The 16189-nt window shown below is 35.3% G+C and carries 15 protein-coding genes and 1 riboswitch; of the genes, 12 read left to right on the top strand and 3 right to left on the bottom strand.

Translation table 11 applies throughout. The annotated features are described in order from the left end of the window. The first annotated feature begins 316 nt into the window (after positions 1-316). The 9 genes from K8V80_RS01760 to K8V80_RS01720 all read left to right on the top strand — a co-directional run bounded on the left by K8V80_RS01760 (position 317) and on the right by K8V80_RS01720 (position 11690). Positions 317-910, top strand: coding sequence for a ligand-binding sensor domain-containing protein (locus K8V80_RS01760; RefSeq protein ID WP_276775019.1), 594 nt, complete (start codon positions 317-319; stop codon positions 908-910). Positions 911-1030: 120 nt separating this feature from the next. Further along, the gene (locus K8V80_RS01755) at positions 1031-3301 is read left to right on the top strand and encodes a sensor histidine kinase (RefSeq protein WP_276775017.1); all 2271 of its coding nucleotides are present in this window, start codon (positions 1031-1033) and stop codon (positions 3299-3301) included. Beyond that, positions 3250-4443 (top strand): hybrid sensor histidine kinase/response regulator transcription factor, encoded by a 1194-nt coding sequence (locus tag K8V80_RS01750; protein WP_338083531.1) that lies wholly within the window; start codon positions 3250-3252, stop codon positions 4441-4443. The genes K8V80_RS01755 and K8V80_RS01750 overlap by 52 nt, the downstream gene beginning before the upstream one ends. A 1753-nt stretch (positions 4444-6196) precedes the next feature. Then, on the top strand, positions 6197-6709 hold the full coding sequence (locus K8V80_RS01745) for a 5' nucleotidase, NT5C type (protein ID WP_276775015.1): 513 nt from the start codon (positions 6197-6199) through the stop codon (positions 6707-6709). 92 nt (positions 6710-6801) lie between these two features. Then, positions 6802-6963 (top strand): hypothetical protein, encoded by a 162-nt coding sequence (locus K8V80_RS01740; RefSeq protein WP_006745029.1) that lies wholly within the window; start codon positions 6802-6804, stop codon positions 6961-6963. A 115-nt stretch (positions 6964-7078) separates the two neighbouring features. Continuing rightward, complete coding sequence (locus K8V80_RS01735; protein WP_276775013.1) at positions 7079-7735, top strand: DNA alkylation repair protein; 657 nt, start codon at positions 7079-7081, stop codon at positions 7733-7735. A gap of 228 nt (positions 7736-7963) precedes the next feature. Then, a riboswitch (Fluoride riboswitch) is annotated at positions 7964-8030 on the top strand. Positions 8031-8169: 139 nt separating this feature from the next. Next, positions 8170-9459, top strand: coding sequence for a voltage-gated chloride channel family protein (locus K8V80_RS01730; RefSeq protein ID WP_276775012.1), 1290 nt, complete (start codon positions 8170-8172; stop codon positions 9457-9459). A 154-nt stretch (positions 9460-9613) separates the two neighbouring features. After that, positions 9614-10618, top strand: a complete 1005-nt coding sequence (locus K8V80_RS01725) for a hypothetical protein (RefSeq protein ID WP_276775010.1) — start codon at positions 9614-9616, stop codon at positions 10616-10618. Between the two features lie 106 nt (positions 10619-10724). After that, positions 10725-11690 (top strand): hypothetical protein, encoded by a 966-nt coding sequence (locus K8V80_RS01720; RefSeq protein WP_276775009.1) that lies wholly within the window; start codon positions 10725-10727, stop codon positions 11688-11690. A gap of 95 nt (positions 11691-11785) precedes the next feature. Here the strand turns inward: K8V80_RS01720 and K8V80_RS01715 are convergent, their stop codons facing one another. After that, on the bottom strand, positions 11786-11989 hold the full coding sequence (locus K8V80_RS01715) for a hypothetical protein (RefSeq protein WP_006745024.1): 204 nt from the start codon (positions 11987-11989) through the stop codon (positions 11786-11788). A 15-nt stretch (positions 11990-12004) separates the two neighbouring features. Next, positions 12005-12469, bottom strand: a complete 465-nt coding sequence (locus K8V80_RS01710) for a hypothetical protein (RefSeq protein WP_276775007.1) — start codon at positions 12467-12469, stop codon at positions 12005-12007. A 392-nt stretch (positions 12470-12861) separates the two neighbouring features. Between K8V80_RS01710 and K8V80_RS01705 the strand changes: the two genes are divergently transcribed. The 3 genes from K8V80_RS01705 to K8V80_RS01695 all read left to right on the top strand — a co-directional run bounded on the left by K8V80_RS01705 (position 12862) and on the right by K8V80_RS01695 (position 15308). Beyond that, on the top strand, positions 12862-13896 hold the full coding sequence (locus tag K8V80_RS01705) for a glycosyltransferase family 9 protein (RefSeq protein WP_276775005.1): 1035 nt from the start codon (positions 12862-12864) through the stop codon (positions 13894-13896). 128 nt (positions 13897-14024) lie between these two features. Further along, positions 14025-14405, top strand: coding sequence for a hypothetical protein (locus tag K8V80_RS01700; protein WP_276775004.1), 381 nt, complete (start codon positions 14025-14027; stop codon positions 14403-14405). Positions 14406-14411: 6 nt separating this feature from the next. Beyond that, positions 14412-15308, top strand: coding sequence for a hypothetical protein (locus K8V80_RS01695; RefSeq protein WP_276775002.1), 897 nt, complete (start codon positions 14412-14414; stop codon positions 15306-15308). A 300-nt stretch (positions 15309-15608) separates the two neighbouring features. Here the strand turns inward: K8V80_RS01695 and K8V80_RS01690 are convergent, their stop codons facing one another. Next, positions 15609-15860, bottom strand: coding sequence for a hypothetical protein (locus tag K8V80_RS01690; RefSeq protein ID WP_276775001.1), 252 nt, complete (start codon positions 15858-15860; stop codon positions 15609-15611). Positions 15861-16189: the final 329 nt, after the last annotated feature.

Genomic DNA, 16189 nt, shown 5'->3' with positions numbered 1-16189 from the left:
CTAATCTCTTCCTATGAAACTGCTTAATTCCAACCCCACCTCAAAAACGGAGTGCTTATCTAGATAAAAAGAATATACTTTATTTACTTAAAAAAAGGTTGGGATATTATTTAGGTGTTGACTATTTATATTGTAATTTAGTAGTTGCTAGATTGATTTTAGGTTAAAAATATACCTAATCAAGTAGAAGATTTACCCTAACAAGAGAGTTCTAAAGCGTATTATATTAGAATTAAATACCTTCGGTAGGGATATTGTTTTCTGAGTAATTTAGGAAACAAGAAGAATCCTTTAAATTACATTTTGCACAAAATTTATGATAAAGTTAAAGCTACCTTATGCCTATTTAGTAATGGCACTTATCTGCATAATCGGAATCTCTCACTCTGAAGGGATTCATGCTGCCAACAAAACATCCGATCTTGTTTCCTTTGTAGATATTTCTGACAATATTCCATCGAAGGAGATTCAGAATATCTATCAAGATAGAGAAGGTTATATGTGGTTTGCTACTTACAATGGATTAGTTCGCTACGATGGCTTTTCCTACTTGAATACAAAGCTAGGTTATTCGGCAGAAAAGGGAGCAATCAATAATATGGTGAATTATGTAGTAGAAGATTTTAATTCTACTTTGTGGGTGGGTACGAATGCAGGGTTGGTGCTGCTCGATAAGGTATCGGGAAAGACAACCGATATGAAGCATCCTTTACTGGATAATGTGATTGTAGAAGGAGGTATTATTGTTACCAAAAACAATGAAGTATGGATCGGGTCCAACAAAGGACTACTATACATTTCTCCCGATAGAAAGAAAGTGGTCAATGCCGTAGCTGGTGATGATATCAAAAGTATCTGTCTAGATAGACAAGAAAACATCTGGGTGGGTACTTGGAATAAAGAGCTATAGAAGTATCATGTCAGCTCTAAAACACTACATCAGGTTCATCTTCCCAATTTTGATTCTTATGCTAACACCATCTATCAAGATTCCTCTGAAAACATCTGGGTAGGTACTGCAGGAGATGGTTTGTATAAAATTATTAACCCTAACGACTCTGCCAAAACAGCTATTCGTCATTACAAAAATAGAGAGAACGACTTAAATTCACTTTTAGATGATGTTGTTTATTCGTTGTACGAAGATAAAGAATCGGGTAATTTATGGATTGGATCTCGTAAGGGATTGAGTTTGTTGAATATGGATAGTGATCAAGATCAGTTCCAAAACTATTTTCCCGATGAGAGTAAAAAACATAGTTTGCCCTTTAGTGAAGTGAGTAGTATAACCTCTTCTCGTGATGGTGTAATATGGATAGGTATGTATGGAGGGGGAGTATCTAAAGTGATTCCCACTAAACCTTATTTTAAAACGATCTCTCTGGATAAGGTGATGCGTCAATTTAATACTCGCTCAGTACAAAGCATTTATTATGATGACCTCCGTATATTATGGATTGGGATTAAGGGCTTTGGCTTTATTGCTTATGATATTGTTACAGGTTCTTATAAGCATTATAGCGAACTCAAAGAGTTTGCAGATTTGCCAAAGGGCATTACTTCTATCCGTGCTATTGTTGCTCGTAGAGAGCAAGATGAGATCTGTTTTGCTACCAATGAAGACGGAGTATGGGTGCTAAATACGAAGACGGGAAAAGTAACCCAACTCAACTCTCACACTATCCCAAGCTTTACCGATAACAGAGTTTCTTGTTTGCTAGAAGATAGAGAGGGAGGCTTGTGGATAGGTACCCGACAAGGTTTGGGCGTGGTAGAAAAAAGAGGAGTTTATACCCCTCTAGATGATATTGTGTACAATGCTAATGCCGTTGGCAAACTAGGTCAGATACTGAGCTTAGCTCAAGATAAAGATGGTGCAATATGGGGCGTTAATAATGGTAGTGGAGTCTTTTGTATCAAAGACAGTGGCAAAGGGAAAGAGCTTTCTTTTTATACTCTTCAACGAAAGAATGGTCTGATCGATAATGTATTAACGATTTGTGTAGATCATAGTAATCGCTTGTGGGCAGGTAGTGATGGAGGCGGTTTGTATCTGCTCAATCGAAATAAAAATAGCTTTGAACCCTATGCTGAAGAGCACAAGTATATCGGTCAGATTGTTACCAATATCATTGAGGATGATGTGGAACACTTGTGGGTAACGACCAATACTGGATTAATAGAATTGAGTATCCCCGACAATAATAATTTGGATAAGATATTGCACTTTACAAAATCGGATGGCTTGCAAGATAACTTCTTTAACTTGAATGCTTCATTTAAATCGGATAAGGGTATCTTGTTTTTTGGAGGTAATAACGGATTAAATTACATTAAGCCCAATGAACGACAAGCTAGTAAGAACTTCTATCCGATTATGCTGACAGACTTGAAGATCTTTAATCAGTCTTTTCGCGAATTACCTAAGTCGGAGAGGGAGGCTATTACCTCTCAATCACTAGATCACTCTAATGTCATTACGTTATCTCATGATAAAAACAACTTTACCTTAGAATTTGCTGTACTCAACTACGCCGACCCGAGTCAAAACTTGCTGGCGTATAAGCTTGAGGGATACGATCACAATTGGATATATACCGATTATCAAAAATCTTTTGCACACTATAGTAACTTGAGAAGTGGTACGTATAAACTGTATATGCAAGGTACCAATGTGAGTGGAGAGTGGTTTGATGCAGAGAATAGTGTTACTATAAAAGTTCTTCCTCCCTTCTGGTTATCTACTAAGGCTTATGTACTATATACATTAACTTTATTCTTAATTATAGTCTTAATTATTAGAGCAGTACGCAACCGTTCTAAACTAAAGCATCAATTAAAGATGATTGAGTTGCGTAAGCAAAAAACCGATGAGGTAAACCACAATAAGCTTCAGTTCTTTACGAATATTACGCATGAGCTGATGACTCCTTTAACTATTATATCTGCTTCACTAGCCGATATTAAAAGCACCACAAAGGAGGAAAATCTTGCGATACAAAGTATTAAAACTAATGTTCTAAGATTAATTCGTTTGATACAGCAGATTCTTGAGTTTAGAAAAGTGGGAGGAGGTAAGGCTCATCTTTGTGTGACTCAGGGAGATCTGGACTTGTTTATAAGAAACAGTATTGCATCCTTCCGTCCGCTTATTAAGTCGAAAAATCTAACGATTACGTTTGAGTCGAATATGGACGAGGGTACTTTGGTGTATTTTGACCCCGACAAGGTGGATAAAATTATGATAACCTGCTTTCCAATGCGACTAAGTACAATAGTGAGAATGGCTCTATTACCGTAAAGCTCAATTACAATACTTTGGCTCATCAGGTTGTCATTTCTGTGATTGATACGGGTGAGGGTATTGAAGAAAACTTGCTACCTACCTTGTTTCAACACTTTTACGAAGGAAAATATAGAAGCTACAATACCATAGGTACAGGTATCGGATTGGCTCTAACCAAAGATTTAGTAACCCTACATAAGGGGGAAATCAAGGTGGAAAGTAAAGTGGGAGTTGGTTCCACCTTTACGGTTGTGCTTCCTTCTAATAAAGACTCTTACGATCCTTATCAGATAGATGAATCTATTACGATACGTAAAAATGCGGTTATTGATGCTTTAGTAGATGAGGGGGAAGAGCTTCCTTCTTCAGAGGTGAAGTTTGATGAAACCAGACATCTTTTATTGGTAGAAGACAACTTAGAGTTGCTCTATGCCATGAATCGTATCTTCTCTTCCAAATACAATGTGTTTACAGCCACTAATGGGGCTGAGGCAATTGATATATTGAAGGAAAAAGAGATTCATATTATTATATCTGATATTATGATGCCCGAGATAGATGGTCTATCCTTGTGCCAATATACCAAGTCGCATTTAGAATATAGCCATATCCCTGTTATCTTGCTTACTGCTAAGCAAACTGAAGAAGATATGATTGAGGGATATAAATATGGTGCGGATAGCTACTTTGCAAAACCACCTAGTTTCCCATTGCTTTATGCACGTGTAGATAATTTGCTTGAGAAAGCTGAACGTGTTAAGGTGGATTTCCGTAAGCAATTGGTGTTTGATAGTAAAGAACTTGATTATAACTCTATTGATCAAGACTTCTTGCAACAGGCAGTAGATACTGTAAACAAATACTTGAGTGATGCCGATTTTGACTTAACTAAGTTTGTGAGCGAGATGTTCACTTCTCGTACAACCCTTAATGATAAATTAAAATCATTGACAGGATTGACGCCCATAGCCTTCATTAATCACATTCGTTTGAATGCTGCCCGGCTAGCTATGGAGAAGAATCCAGATGTACAGATTGCTGAAGTAGCATTTAGTGTAGGTTTTAATGATCCTCGTTATTTTAGTACTGCTTTTAAGAAGAAATATGGTTCTTCTCCATCCGATTATATACATCAAATTCACAATAAAGAAGAATAAAATAAATCATTAAAAGCCCCTACAATTGCTGTAGGGGCTTTTTTTTGTCTATGGTAGATTTTTAACCCATTTGGGGATTATTTAAACATAGAAATAATCAGAAATTTTCATCTTTGCAATGCAGTCAACGGAAACGAAGGCTGTGCGTTTTTTAGAAATGTTGAAACTGCTAAGAGTTTAAAGTCGCTCTTTTTTATTCCTAATTTACTTTTACGATTAAGTTTTGGAAAAGACATAGCATAGTTCCTGGTTTAAGCGAGAAGTAAGTGAATAGAGAAAAGACCTTTTGATTTGAATAATTGATTTAACATTAAGGGTAGTGAAATCAATGCGAATTAATAGTCTGGAAAGTTCGGCTTAATTTAAAAATGCAAGAAGTACTGTGGGTATGGTAAATATGGGGACTCCACTCAATAGTATGCTTGCTTACTTCATAAGGGCAGTTGATGAAAAGCTTTCTTAGATTCTGCTTTTCATGTATAAGGTTAGCAATAACCTACTTATGAAGCTACTTAAATTTGTCATGTGACCCACTTGATTATGGAACTGTATATATAGACTAAAACTAGTTTTTATGGTACATAGGTAGTGCTAGTTCTAATGATCTTGAGGGTCACATGCACAAATTGGGGTAGTAAAAAAATAGATCTATGATATAATGATATTGAGGAGTTACTCAGCTTGTAGTGTGATTAGGTTATATTCGTGATTAGTAGAGATACTAACTAGAGATTAGTTAAGTTTAATATTTACGTGCTTTTATGTTATGCTTGCAGGTTGAGTATTGATATTTTGTCTTTAAGAAGTTGGTTTTACAGCTTTAAGGAGAGTTTGAATTATTTATAAATACACTATTTGAAAACAGAGAAGGTTATTAGTTAGTATTCTTGGTTTTATCATGCGTATGGAGCTGACGTTGTTTTTTTAGAATATTCTGAGTTTGTCCATATATAATAAGAAAAACCAATATTTCACCTTCTCTAAAAAGAGGAAGCTTATATCGTTTCCTCTTTTAGTTGGAACTTTCATAATAATAATCACAATAAATGAGGTGTAGCTTTATTCTTGAAATAGTGGGGGGATATGCTACACCTTACTGGATAGATCAAGGTTTTATTATTCGTTTAAAGTAATGCTGTTAGCTATACCATAAATATCCTATAACCCAACCTTTTTCTATTGTCCTGAAGAGTATAGAGTTCATCATAGAAATTTGTAGTGCTTTAACTGAGCACATTGTTCTAGACTTTTACTCAACTTGGGGGAGGTTACTAGCGGGTAACTTCTCACCAAGTAAAAGGATAACTTAAAATGAAGTTTTTATAATTACGTTTAGATAGTTAAAGATTAAAAGAAGCCGCATTTCTTTAAGTATGCTAGAGTTTGTCAGATGATAAGTAAGTTTAGGCATAATGAATGCTTAGTTTATTAGAAGGCTTCTTAAAGGTTCGCATACGAGAATACAAAAATTGGTTCTCTCATTTTCATGCGTTATTCTCGTGTGCCGAATCTCTTTTTTTATGTCTTTAGAATATTCTCTTGAGATTACCAAATTCAATTTTTAAAAGCCTTCCTAGTGAAAGACCATCAGAGGTTTGTTGTTCAAATTTTTGTGTTCTACAGCTAAGAAGGCTTTTTTGTGTCTTATTCTTTATACAACTTTTCAATACTTATCTCTCCCCAAAAAATAACAATTCCTCCTTATAAGTTGTTAACTCTTTTCGGTACGTTTGTTTCAAACTCAAATTAAGATATGAAAACATTATTAGTTGATATGGATGGTGTGCTAGCAGATGTCTATGCACAGTTACTCAAAATAGAATATGAAGAAAAAGGAATAAAACACAAGATAGAGTCGCTTTATGGTAAAATGGAAAGTGAAGCCTTTGAAGATGGTTATGCTTATGTACATCGACCAGGATTCTTTCAAACAGCACCTTTGATACCAGGATGTGTTCAGGGACTTCGGTACCTCAATGATAAATACAACTTGCTGATTGTCTCTTCGGCAACGGAATTTCCTAATAGTCCAACTGAAAAACTAAAATGGATGCACAAGCATTTTCCGTTTATAAATTGGAAACAGATTGTGTTGTGTGGTCGAAAAGATGTAATTAAGGGAGATATAATGCTCGATGATCACCCTAAAAACTTAAACTACTTTGAGGGCAGGAAAATTATATTTACTCAACCTCACAATATCTACATCCAAAACCCATCTTACGAGAGAGCTAATAACTGGGAAGAAGTGATGAATATCCTTTAATATAAGACATGAGCTTGATTTTTATAAACATAAGGGCTGTGTTCTACCTTATTTTTTATAAATTTATAAATTCATTTTAAAGATAAAATAATATGAATCCCAAAGAAAAATCTCTTACATTATTTGCCTTGATAGTCATTGTACTTTCAGTGGTACTTTATTTGCTTTCTTGGATTCCATTACGTCCGTTTTTATTTGCTGTATTCGCATCTATCGGATTAATTGGGTTGTTGATTTACAACCACTCCAAGTAGAAACCCACGCATTTTATCTCAACTATTTAAGTATAAAAACTATCTTCTTTTACCTCAAACAGATAAATGAAGGTAGTTTTTGTTTTATATCTCTTCTCCTCTAAATATTAATAGGATGAATTTTAATAGTTTACTCAAGCAATATCAAGCAGTACAAGATAAAGAGAGAGCTGCACAGATGGAAAAGTATATGCGAAATCAGTTTTCGTTTTTAGGTATTGCCACTCCCGAACGTCGTAAAATTGCCAAACCTCTATTCCAAGAAGCAAAATATCATGAAGTAGTTGATTGGTGCTTGATACAGAAATGTTGGGATTGTCCGTATCGTGAACTTCAATATGTAGCCTGTGATTACTTACATCGGGTTACTCCACTTCTTGTTTCTAAAGATTTAGAGTCTATTGAAAAGCTGATTACAACGAAGTCGTGGTGGGATAGTGTAGATTCATTGTATATCGTTATAGCTAGTATGGTACAAGCAGATCCTAGACTAAAAAAGCGTATGCGAGCATGGAGTTTAGATGATAATAAATGGTTGCGGCGAGCAGCCATCGCCTATCAATTATCTTTAAAAGAAGAAACAGATTTAGAATTGCTGTCCGAGGTCATTTTGAACAATACAAATCATCCCGATTTCTTTGTGCAAAAAGCCATCGGATGGATATTACGAGAATACAGTAAAACAGATTCGGATTGGGTAAGGAGCTTCATAAACCAACATAGAGATGTGATGAGCAAACTTAGTATTCGAGAAGGAAGTAAATACATTTAGGATAAAAAACGAATAATGTAAGTGTTTGGTTGTCAAGGAGGCAAAATATCATGACACCGACATGATGATGCTTTGACACCGACAAGACACTGTCTTAACCCTGATCGAATAAACTCATGGTTGTGGCAAAGGAAAGAGATGATTTTAAAAAGAGAAAAGGATTGTTCTATTTTACTCATTTTAAGAATCGATAATTTGTGAGATTAAAAAAGCTTTTCTATTTTTGCAAAGCAAATAGGGAATGGAACTTCCCTGTCATAAACCGCTAATAATAGCTGATAGTTCCTACGATATCATACTCATAACCGCGAGATATGATGCTTAGGACGTAAGTTATTGGGAGTGGTTTTTTTATGCCCTTTATTTTCTTTCTTCGCCGATAAGTATCCTCTTTCTTCGCTGCTATATTATAACTTTTAAAAAGGATAAACCCGATGGACAAGATGTCAAACCTAAATTATTGGAATAGATTGGAGCAAATACCCTTATTCATTTATTTACTAAAGTGGGGATTAGTAGCTAGTTTGGTGGGATTCTTAGTAGGCTCAGCATCGGCTGCCTTACTTGTTTCCCTAAACTGGGCAACCGATTATAGAGAATCACACTTATGGATCATTGCCTTGCTTCCTTTAGCAGGCTTGGTAATCGGTTTACTTTATCACTATTACGGTAAAGGTTCTGATAAGGGGAATAACTATCTGATCGAAGAGATTCATCATCCCAAAAATATCATTCCCTTTCGCATGGCTCCGTTGGTCTTTATAGGAACAGTATTAACCCATCTCTTTGGGGGTTCGGCAGGACGAGAAGGAACGGCTGTGCAGATGGGCGGGGCTATCAGCGATAAACTCTCTTCTTGGCTTCATTTTAAGAAAAGAGATAGACGAATTATGATAATCATAGGAGTAAGTGCTGGTTTTGCCTCTGTTTTTGGAACACCACTTGCAGGCGCAGTATTCGCACTAGAGGTACTTGTTGTTGGCAGAATACGGTACGAGGCCATTTTTCCCAGTTTTATGGCCGCCATTGCTGCACACTATACCTGTCACTCATTGTGGTGTGTTGCCCATACGCACTATGAAATAGGTGTTATACCAGAAATTACACCCCTCCACATAGCTTCTGTTTTACTTGTAGGCATCTTGTTTGGTTTAGCAGCAATGCTTTTTTCTAAGATGGTTCGATTTTGGTCGCAGTTGGCTAAAAAGTATGTTTCATACGCACCCCTCCGTCCTGTAATAGGTGGAGGTATCTTGGTAGTTATCATCGCTTTAATGGGCACAACCAAATTTATAGGTTTAGGTGTACCCACTATCGTAGAATCTTTTACCACACAACAAGAAGGGTATGTTTTCTTACTGAAAATAGTATTAACAACCTTTACATTGGGTGTAGGGTTTAAAGGCGGAGAAGTTACTCCTCTGTTCTTCATTGGTGCAACATTGGGTAGTGCCCTATTTGGTATTATTCCCTTGCCTATGGGGCTGTTAGCGGGTATGGGTTTCGTGGCTGTTTTTGCAGGAGCTACCAATACCCCCATAGCATGTACTCTGATGGGTATAGAGTTGTTTGGGGCAGAAGCAGGAATATGGCTTGGCTTAGCCTGCGTAACGGCTTATCTGTTTTCGGGACATACGGGCATCTATACTGCTCAAGCTATTGGCTCACCCAAACATACGCTTTATGCCTTATTAAAAGGAAAAGAACTCAGAGATATAAAATAAGATAGCCCAATCTTCATATTGAATTGTTAAAAACAAATATTTTGAAAAGTTTCTTTTTATAAAACTATGTTAATATAGCTAAAATGATTACTTTAGCAGTACAGAACAATTTATGCTGAATAAACATCAGTTTTATATGTAATAAGAACTATTTATGCCCAAAAATATACTTTTAGCCATCTATCTATTGGCGACTCTTACTTTAAGTGCTTGTAAAGGAACATTAGGTCAAGAGGGTGAGGGAGAGTTACAAACTTATCATGCCATCGACTCTACATTCTCTTTTAATGCTTCTCGTGCTTATGAAAAAATAGTAGATGAGCCCTTACGCATTCTGCTACAACACGAGAATAAAGATAATCCTGATTATGCCAATATGATTTTGATTCGGAAAGTCATCCCCGATTCATCTATTTCCTATGTGGACTTGGTTACAAAAGAGGTAGATGAACGTAATGCACAAGGGAATCACAAACTTCAGTTTGTAGAGGGAGATGATAGCATCCGTCATTATAAATACTCTAAGGGTTCAGCAGATACCGATGATTGGTATATGATGAAGCACTGCAAAGATTATTATTATAATATCTTTTATAGTGGGCAAAATATTAATAAAGAAGAAGCTGTACGTTTATACAATTCCATTCGGGAAAATGAATATGCACTGCCTAGCTTTATTGAAACCCACGAGGGGCTTAGGGTGTACAAAGATATTGACTTAGTTATTCCTGCTGAGTTTAATATGGTAGTGAATAAATCGGTTATTGCTTTTGAAAACAATTGGGATTATGACATTCGAAGACTTACACATGCCTATTCTAGCAAACCCACCGAGGTGGTCTCTTCTTTTGCTTTTATCTTTGTATATGAGATCAATGGTAAGGCCGATGAGTATCTTAAACTATACCTGAATAAGATAGAAGAGGGGGAAGTTAAGATTAATCCGATAGAATACAATGGCTTATCTGCTTATGAGTTTGAATATAAGGTAACAGAGAAACCTTCAGAGAATGAACAGAATGAGGCAATCAATTATGTAAAGATGCTCAATTTAATGTATAAAGGGAGGTTTTACCAAATAGCTGTTGTATCAGATAAAGATAGTTTGGATGAAAACTACAACTATTTTGTGTCTTCTATTCGCTTGAATGAAGAATAATAAGGTATAAAAGGTAAATAGAAACTCTTAGTAAAAATGCTTGCTAAGAGTTTTTTTGTGTTTACTTAATTGTACCTTTATAGAAACTCAAAAAAAGATAAGAACTATGCGATATTATATAGGTGTTGGGGCTACACTGCTCTCTGCTTTGTTGGTTACCTCTTGCGGAAGTGGAGAATCTACTCATCTTCAAGCTTACCATTCGGGGGATTCTCTATTGACAATTGAGGCAAGAACGGGGCTGCAAGAGCGCGAATACCCTTCTCATATTGTTTTGTACACGCACGAAAATGAAGATACTGATTTTCGGTTTATTACAGTGACTCCCGAAAAATACATCAATCAGAAATCTTTTGTTACTCAAGCCGATGATCAGATTGATAGAGATTATTCAGATAAGAAATCATACATCACAAAGGTATCCCAAAATGATAGCATCATTCATTATCAATTTTCCAAAGGGTTACTTGCTGTTCAAGAATGGTATATGCTCAAGCAAGGAAAGAAATCAGACTATATTATTTATTACAAAGGTGTAGGGGTGAAGGAAGCTGAGGCAATGCGTCTGTACAACTCGCTCAAAGAGAATGAACATGAAGAAGCTTATTATGTTATGGGAGAAGAAGACTATAAAGAGTATGTACAAAGTAACTTTGCCATTCGTTCCGATTATAAATTGATGCAAGACAAAACATTCATCAGCATGACGAATAGGATGGATACGAAGAATAAGCTTCAGGCTGCCTATGTGATGATGCTTAGCGACAAACCGATAGAAATACTGAATATCACGGTGTTCAGAGCCGATGAAGATGAAGCAGCCTTTACAGAAAACTACCTCAAGAGCCTGAAAGAATCGGGGATTACTTGTCAATCTACCCAGTTTCAAGGCAGAAATGCTATAGAATTTGAAACTCTACAGATTGAAGCTCCCGAGCCTCAAAATAATGTTTATGTGAAAGGGCTCAACTTTATGTACAAGGGAAGCTGGTATCAAATATCTATTACAGGCGTAAAAGATTCTATTGACACCGAGTTTACCAAAGTAATAGATGCGGTTCGATTGATTTAAGAGAAAGAAATATAAATAACAAAACATCCAGTCTTTTCTGTTATAGGAGAAAGACTGGATGTTTTGTTTTGTAGAGAGTTATAGTCATAAATTTATTACTTGTGGCAAAAAAGTCTTAGTTTATTTAATTCCTCGATGTATTCACAAAGATCAATATTCTCTTTTCCATTCAATTGAAAATAAAATTCTTGATCTTGGTTAGCCTTAAAAATCTCCTCTTTAAAATCGGAAAAACTAAGTTCGTGCTTTCGTGCCAACTGACGAAGTTTGGCTAGCTTGTTAAGCTGTTCATTTGTCATAACTGTAATAAATTATTAATAAATCCAATACACATAAGCGAAAACTACAAGTCCTATAAGGACAAATAGGAAAGTAATCCAAAGAGCGTTTAATTGAACTCCTTGTCCTAGTCTTTTAGGAGATGTAGTTACTTTCTCTTGATCTGTAAGAGGTTTACCACAACTTGTGCAAATAGGAGTTGCTCCTAGCAATGATTCTTTGCCACAATTCATACATACATAAAGCTCTTTTTTTAGACCCTTTTTATGAATAGAACTTTGAATAGGTGTATTGTAGCTTTCTGTTTTCTTGTTTTCTAACTCACACTGATGTCCACAATTATAACATTTAAGAATAGATATAGTTGAGTGGGCATACGGCACAAGATTTAAAGTCTCAAAGATAGGCTCTGAGGTTGCCATTGCTGAACTCACAGATTTTGATAATAGGTGTATATTTTTAGACCCACAATAGGGACAAATAGAATATAACTTATTCATCGTATTCGTTTTTATAAGGTTAGATAAAACTGAAAAAGTGGTTAAGTACATTCATTCTTTTATCTGTTCTTAATATAGTAAACTACTTGATATTTATGTGTTTATTTGAGTTAAAATTTGAATATCAAAGAGGATTCTATTTTTCATTAGTATTAGTAAAAAGATTGTAGGGATATAATAACCTCATCTTTGTAAAGTGTATTGGAAGAAATAAAGTTAAGTTTGTGTCTGAGATTTAAAAAATAAATACGCAGAGAAGGAGATATATCCTTATTTTTAGTCATTTTAGAGAAGTTTAATGGTATTACTCTCTGTATCAGTTAATTCTTTAGAGTTTCTACAAAAATGAGCTGTTATTTTGTAGTGATTATCTATAAAAAGAGGACTCTATAATGAAAAAGGAAATAAATGCTCTTCGTAAAAAGATATTGTACTCCCTTACTAAGCATATAGGAACATCTATACATAAGAATGATTTATCGGCTCTTCAAGCATCGGGAAAGCCTATTCGTATTCTGATTAATCGACCAAACTCTAGGCTAGGTAATTTACTCATGATAACCCCCTTATTACAAGAGATTGAAGATGTATTTCCTCAAGCTAAAGTGGATCTATTTGTGAGGGGTGGAGTAGCCTCAATTCTGTATAAAAACTACAATCAAGTAGATCATATTTTAACGCTTCCAGGAAAGCCCTTTAAGAATCTGTATAAGTACCTTAAATCGTGGTTTAAAATAAGAAAGGAGCATTATGATTTAGTTTTAAATACTATGCCCGATTCTTCATCTGGTAGGCTATCCACTTTTTTTGCCCGTGCTACTTACCGAAGTTTTGGTGAATCAGATGCAGCTTTGGAACAGAAATATCCAGATTATAGGCATATGGCTAAGTATCCTGTCTATAATTTTAGGCAGATTATCCATAATGAAAAAGTCAAAAACATTCCTGAGCTTTCCTTAAATTTGAGTACAGAAGAGATTCATCGAGGTGAAGAGATTTATCGCTCTTTGGTAAAGAATAATAAGCCTACTCTCTTTTTTTATACCTATGCTACTGGTAAGAAATGTTTCACCAAAGAGTGGTGGAAACAGTTTTACAATCAGCTGGAACAAACTTTCCCTGAGTACAACTTAATAGAAGTCCTTCCCAAAGAAAACATCTCTCAAATCGATTTTAAAGCGGCTATCTATTATAGTAAGAACCTTCGTGAAATGTCGGCTGTTCTCTCTTGTGGAGCTTTATTCTTAACAGCAGATTGTGGAGTAATGCACTTAGCAAGTGCTTCTCGTATTCCTACTCTGGCTTTATTTAATATTACCCCTATTGAGGTTTATCGCCCTTATAATGTGGGTAGTAAGGCTGTGAATTCAGGTGAGGTAAGTGTAACCGAAATATTAAAGTTGATGCAAGAGATGCTGATTGAATAAGCCGTTTATAAATGATTCTTTGTATGTAAAGCAACTGGGGTAATTATGCTTGAACACTAAATACCTCTTGCGTGAGAAGTATCCATTAATTATTCTTATATTGAACTGAGGACTGATGAAAGAAACTTATGAAGATAGAAATAACTATTCCAGAGCTTGAGCAGTTTATCCAATCTTACTTTAAGGTATCCATAGGCATTGAGTACTCTGATTTCAATAAAGTAAAAGTAAGCTATATGACTACTTTCAAAATTAATGTGCTTCATGTTGACGATTATTCTGTGCTTTTCGGCTATAAGATAAATCCCTTGACACATCTGGTGGTTCGGGGTACAAAGTTCTTTATGAAAGAGAAATTTAAGAGTGATGTACTCCAATGGAATGTTGCTAAGAAGGAAATTCAACTGAACCTCAAAGAGATCATTGGCTTGAAAGGTTTTCTTAATATTTATCGTATTCATTCTTTTGAAATATTCGATAATAAAGTAATTTTAGAGATGGTGATTTGAGTAACTATGTATAAAAGATTCTTTTGTTTGACATTTTTGGGGGTGTTTACCCTGCTTCTTTTTTATTCTTGTAAAAGTCCACATTGGGGTAAATCTATTGTACAACCTTGTACCATACCTCTCGACTCCAATTCTATTCATCTAATTTCATCTGATGAGTACCTATGGGATACGGGCTGTGTTTATTCTTTACTCCTGGATGCCGATAGCCTAGATACTACGTTTCGAACAGTATCACACCGACTACTTTCTGATGCTAACGGTAGATTGAAAAGAGGTAAACTTTATATGCACGCTCAGATAAAAGTAGGGGCGTTAGAGATTGATCATGCTGTGTTTGCTCATCTTCCTCTAAAGGCTATACCCGAACAAGTGGTACATCAATATTTCCCAAAGGGGATTATAGGCATGAACATCATTAGTAGTGCCAATTGGTTTTTTAATTTGGATCAAAACTCTTTATCTGTTTATCCTCCTGATTCTATTCCTTCTTTTTTGAAAGAGCAGAAGACTATTGAGTTACACTATTCAAACCCAAAACAGCCTACGGTAAAATTGAGTATCCATGGGGAGGAGTTTAAAGTGATGATAGATACGGGTAGTAACACATACCTCTCACTGACAGCCAAGAATATCCGTCGCTTAAATAAGGTACTGACTCCCTCAAAGATAGAGAGCGAAGAGCTTATGTCCCTCTTTGATAAACGAAAACCGACTCAGGTATATTATTATGATGAGGCTCAGATCAATCATTTAAAAGTATATCCTCTTATCGTTCTTGAGTCTAAATTCAATCATCTGGGTATGGGGTTCTTTCACCAATTTCAGTCCTTCTTTATAGATACACAAAATCAAGTTATTTACTTATTTCCGAAGTCCATTTTAACTCTTCAGACAGAATAAATAGGATAATTTTCTTCCTGATAGAAAGGTGTTGATTTATAGGGCTATGAAGATGGTTTGACTAAGTCATGTCATCATCATGACACCGACATGTCGTTATCATGTCGGTGTCAGAATAAATCAATACTCCTTTAAAAAGGACAATGATTGCCTAGTATTTGAGACTAGAAAACAGGATGGGAAATGCTTCTTTTTCTAAAGATTGACTATTCTCCAATTCATAAAACAAAAAAGGAGATATCCGCTGATACCTCCTTAATCGACTTTTTTTTAAATGAAATATAAAACAGGATTATTTTTTTAATCTTCCCATTTATCTTCGGGTTCTTCATCAATGAAGTTGTCATCTTCATCGTCATCCCATGCCTTGTCTTCATCCCAGTCCTTTTCATCTAGGAGGTATGAATCTATCATTTCATATGAATCATCATCTTTGAAATCTTCATCATCAAAGTTGTCATTATCATCAAAATCTTGATAATAATCATTGTTGTTATCGAAGCCTTGAATATCATCTAAGTCATCGAAATCATCATATGTATCTTTCTTCATGTTTCTTAAATTAAGAGTTTTCGGGCGCAAATGTAAGTAAAGATTTGAATATACAAACTAATTCGGTCAATAATATTTTAAAATCTTTTGAGAGGGATATTGCAATCTTAATAGCTTATTGATTTATAGGCTTTTACAAGCCTTGTTCATGAGCTAATTATTCTTCGGTCTATGGATGTAAATCTCAATTTCGGGGTTGGCTATCAGTCATTAGTTTAATACCAAAATAGACCTAAAAGAAGAAGCTTCTTTGCTTTAAACCTTTTGGAGAGATATCTCGTTTTATAAGTATTAGCTTTTCTTAAAATTAGAATTATGAAAACATCTTC

The sequence above is a fragment of the Bacteroides coprosuis genome, assembly GCF_020741705.1.
GTDB classification, from domain to species: domain Bacteria; phylum Bacteroidota; class Bacteroidia; order Bacteroidales; family Bacteroidaceae; genus Bacteroides_E; species Bacteroides_E coprosuis.
Note: the sequence above shows the minus strand (reverse complement) of the source record. Positions and strands in the feature narration are given on the sequence as shown.

Coding starts and splice junctions, on each gene's coding strand:
- K8V80_RS01740 (WP_006745029.1), top strand. CDS start 6,802: ATGAATCCCAAAGAAAAATCTCTTACATTATTTGCCTTGATAGTCATT.
- K8V80_RS01695 (WP_276775002.1), top strand. CDS start 14,412: ATGTATAAAAGATTCTTTTGTTTGACATTTTTGGGGGTGTTTACCCTG.
- K8V80_RS01725 (WP_276775010.1), top strand. CDS start 9,614: ATGCCCAAAAATATACTTTTAGCCATCTATCTATTGGCGACTCTTACT.
- K8V80_RS01690 (WP_276775001.1), bottom strand. CDS start 15,860: ATGAAGAAAGATACATATGATGATTTCGATGACTTAGATGATATTCAA.
- K8V80_RS01700 (WP_276775004.1), top strand. CDS start 14,025: ATGAAGATAGAAATAACTATTCCAGAGCTTGAGCAGTTTATCCAATCT.
- K8V80_RS01730 (WP_276775012.1), top strand. CDS start 8,170: ATGGACAAGATGTCAAACCTAAATTATTGGAATAGATTGGAGCAAATA.
- K8V80_RS01760 (WP_276775019.1), top strand. CDS start 317: ATGATAAAGTTAAAGCTACCTTATGCCTATTTAGTAATGGCACTTATC.
- K8V80_RS01705 (WP_276775005.1), top strand. CDS start 12,862: ATGAAAAAGGAAATAAATGCTCTTCGTAAAAAGATATTGTACTCCCTT.
- K8V80_RS01745 (WP_276775015.1), top strand. CDS start 6,197: ATGAAAACATTATTAGTTGATATGGATGGTGTGCTAGCAGATGTCTAT.
- K8V80_RS01710 (WP_276775007.1), bottom strand. CDS start 12,469: ATGAATAAGTTATATTCTATTTGTCCCTATTGTGGGTCTAAAAATATA.
- K8V80_RS01715 (WP_006745024.1), bottom strand. CDS start 11,989: ATGACAAATGAACAGCTTAACAAGCTAGCCAAACTTCGTCAGTTGGCA.
- K8V80_RS01735 (WP_276775013.1), top strand. CDS start 7,079: ATGAATTTTAATAGTTTACTCAAGCAATATCAAGCAGTACAAGATAAA.
- K8V80_RS01720 (WP_276775009.1), top strand. CDS start 10,725: ATGCGATATTATATAGGTGTTGGGGCTACACTGCTCTCTGCTTTGTTG.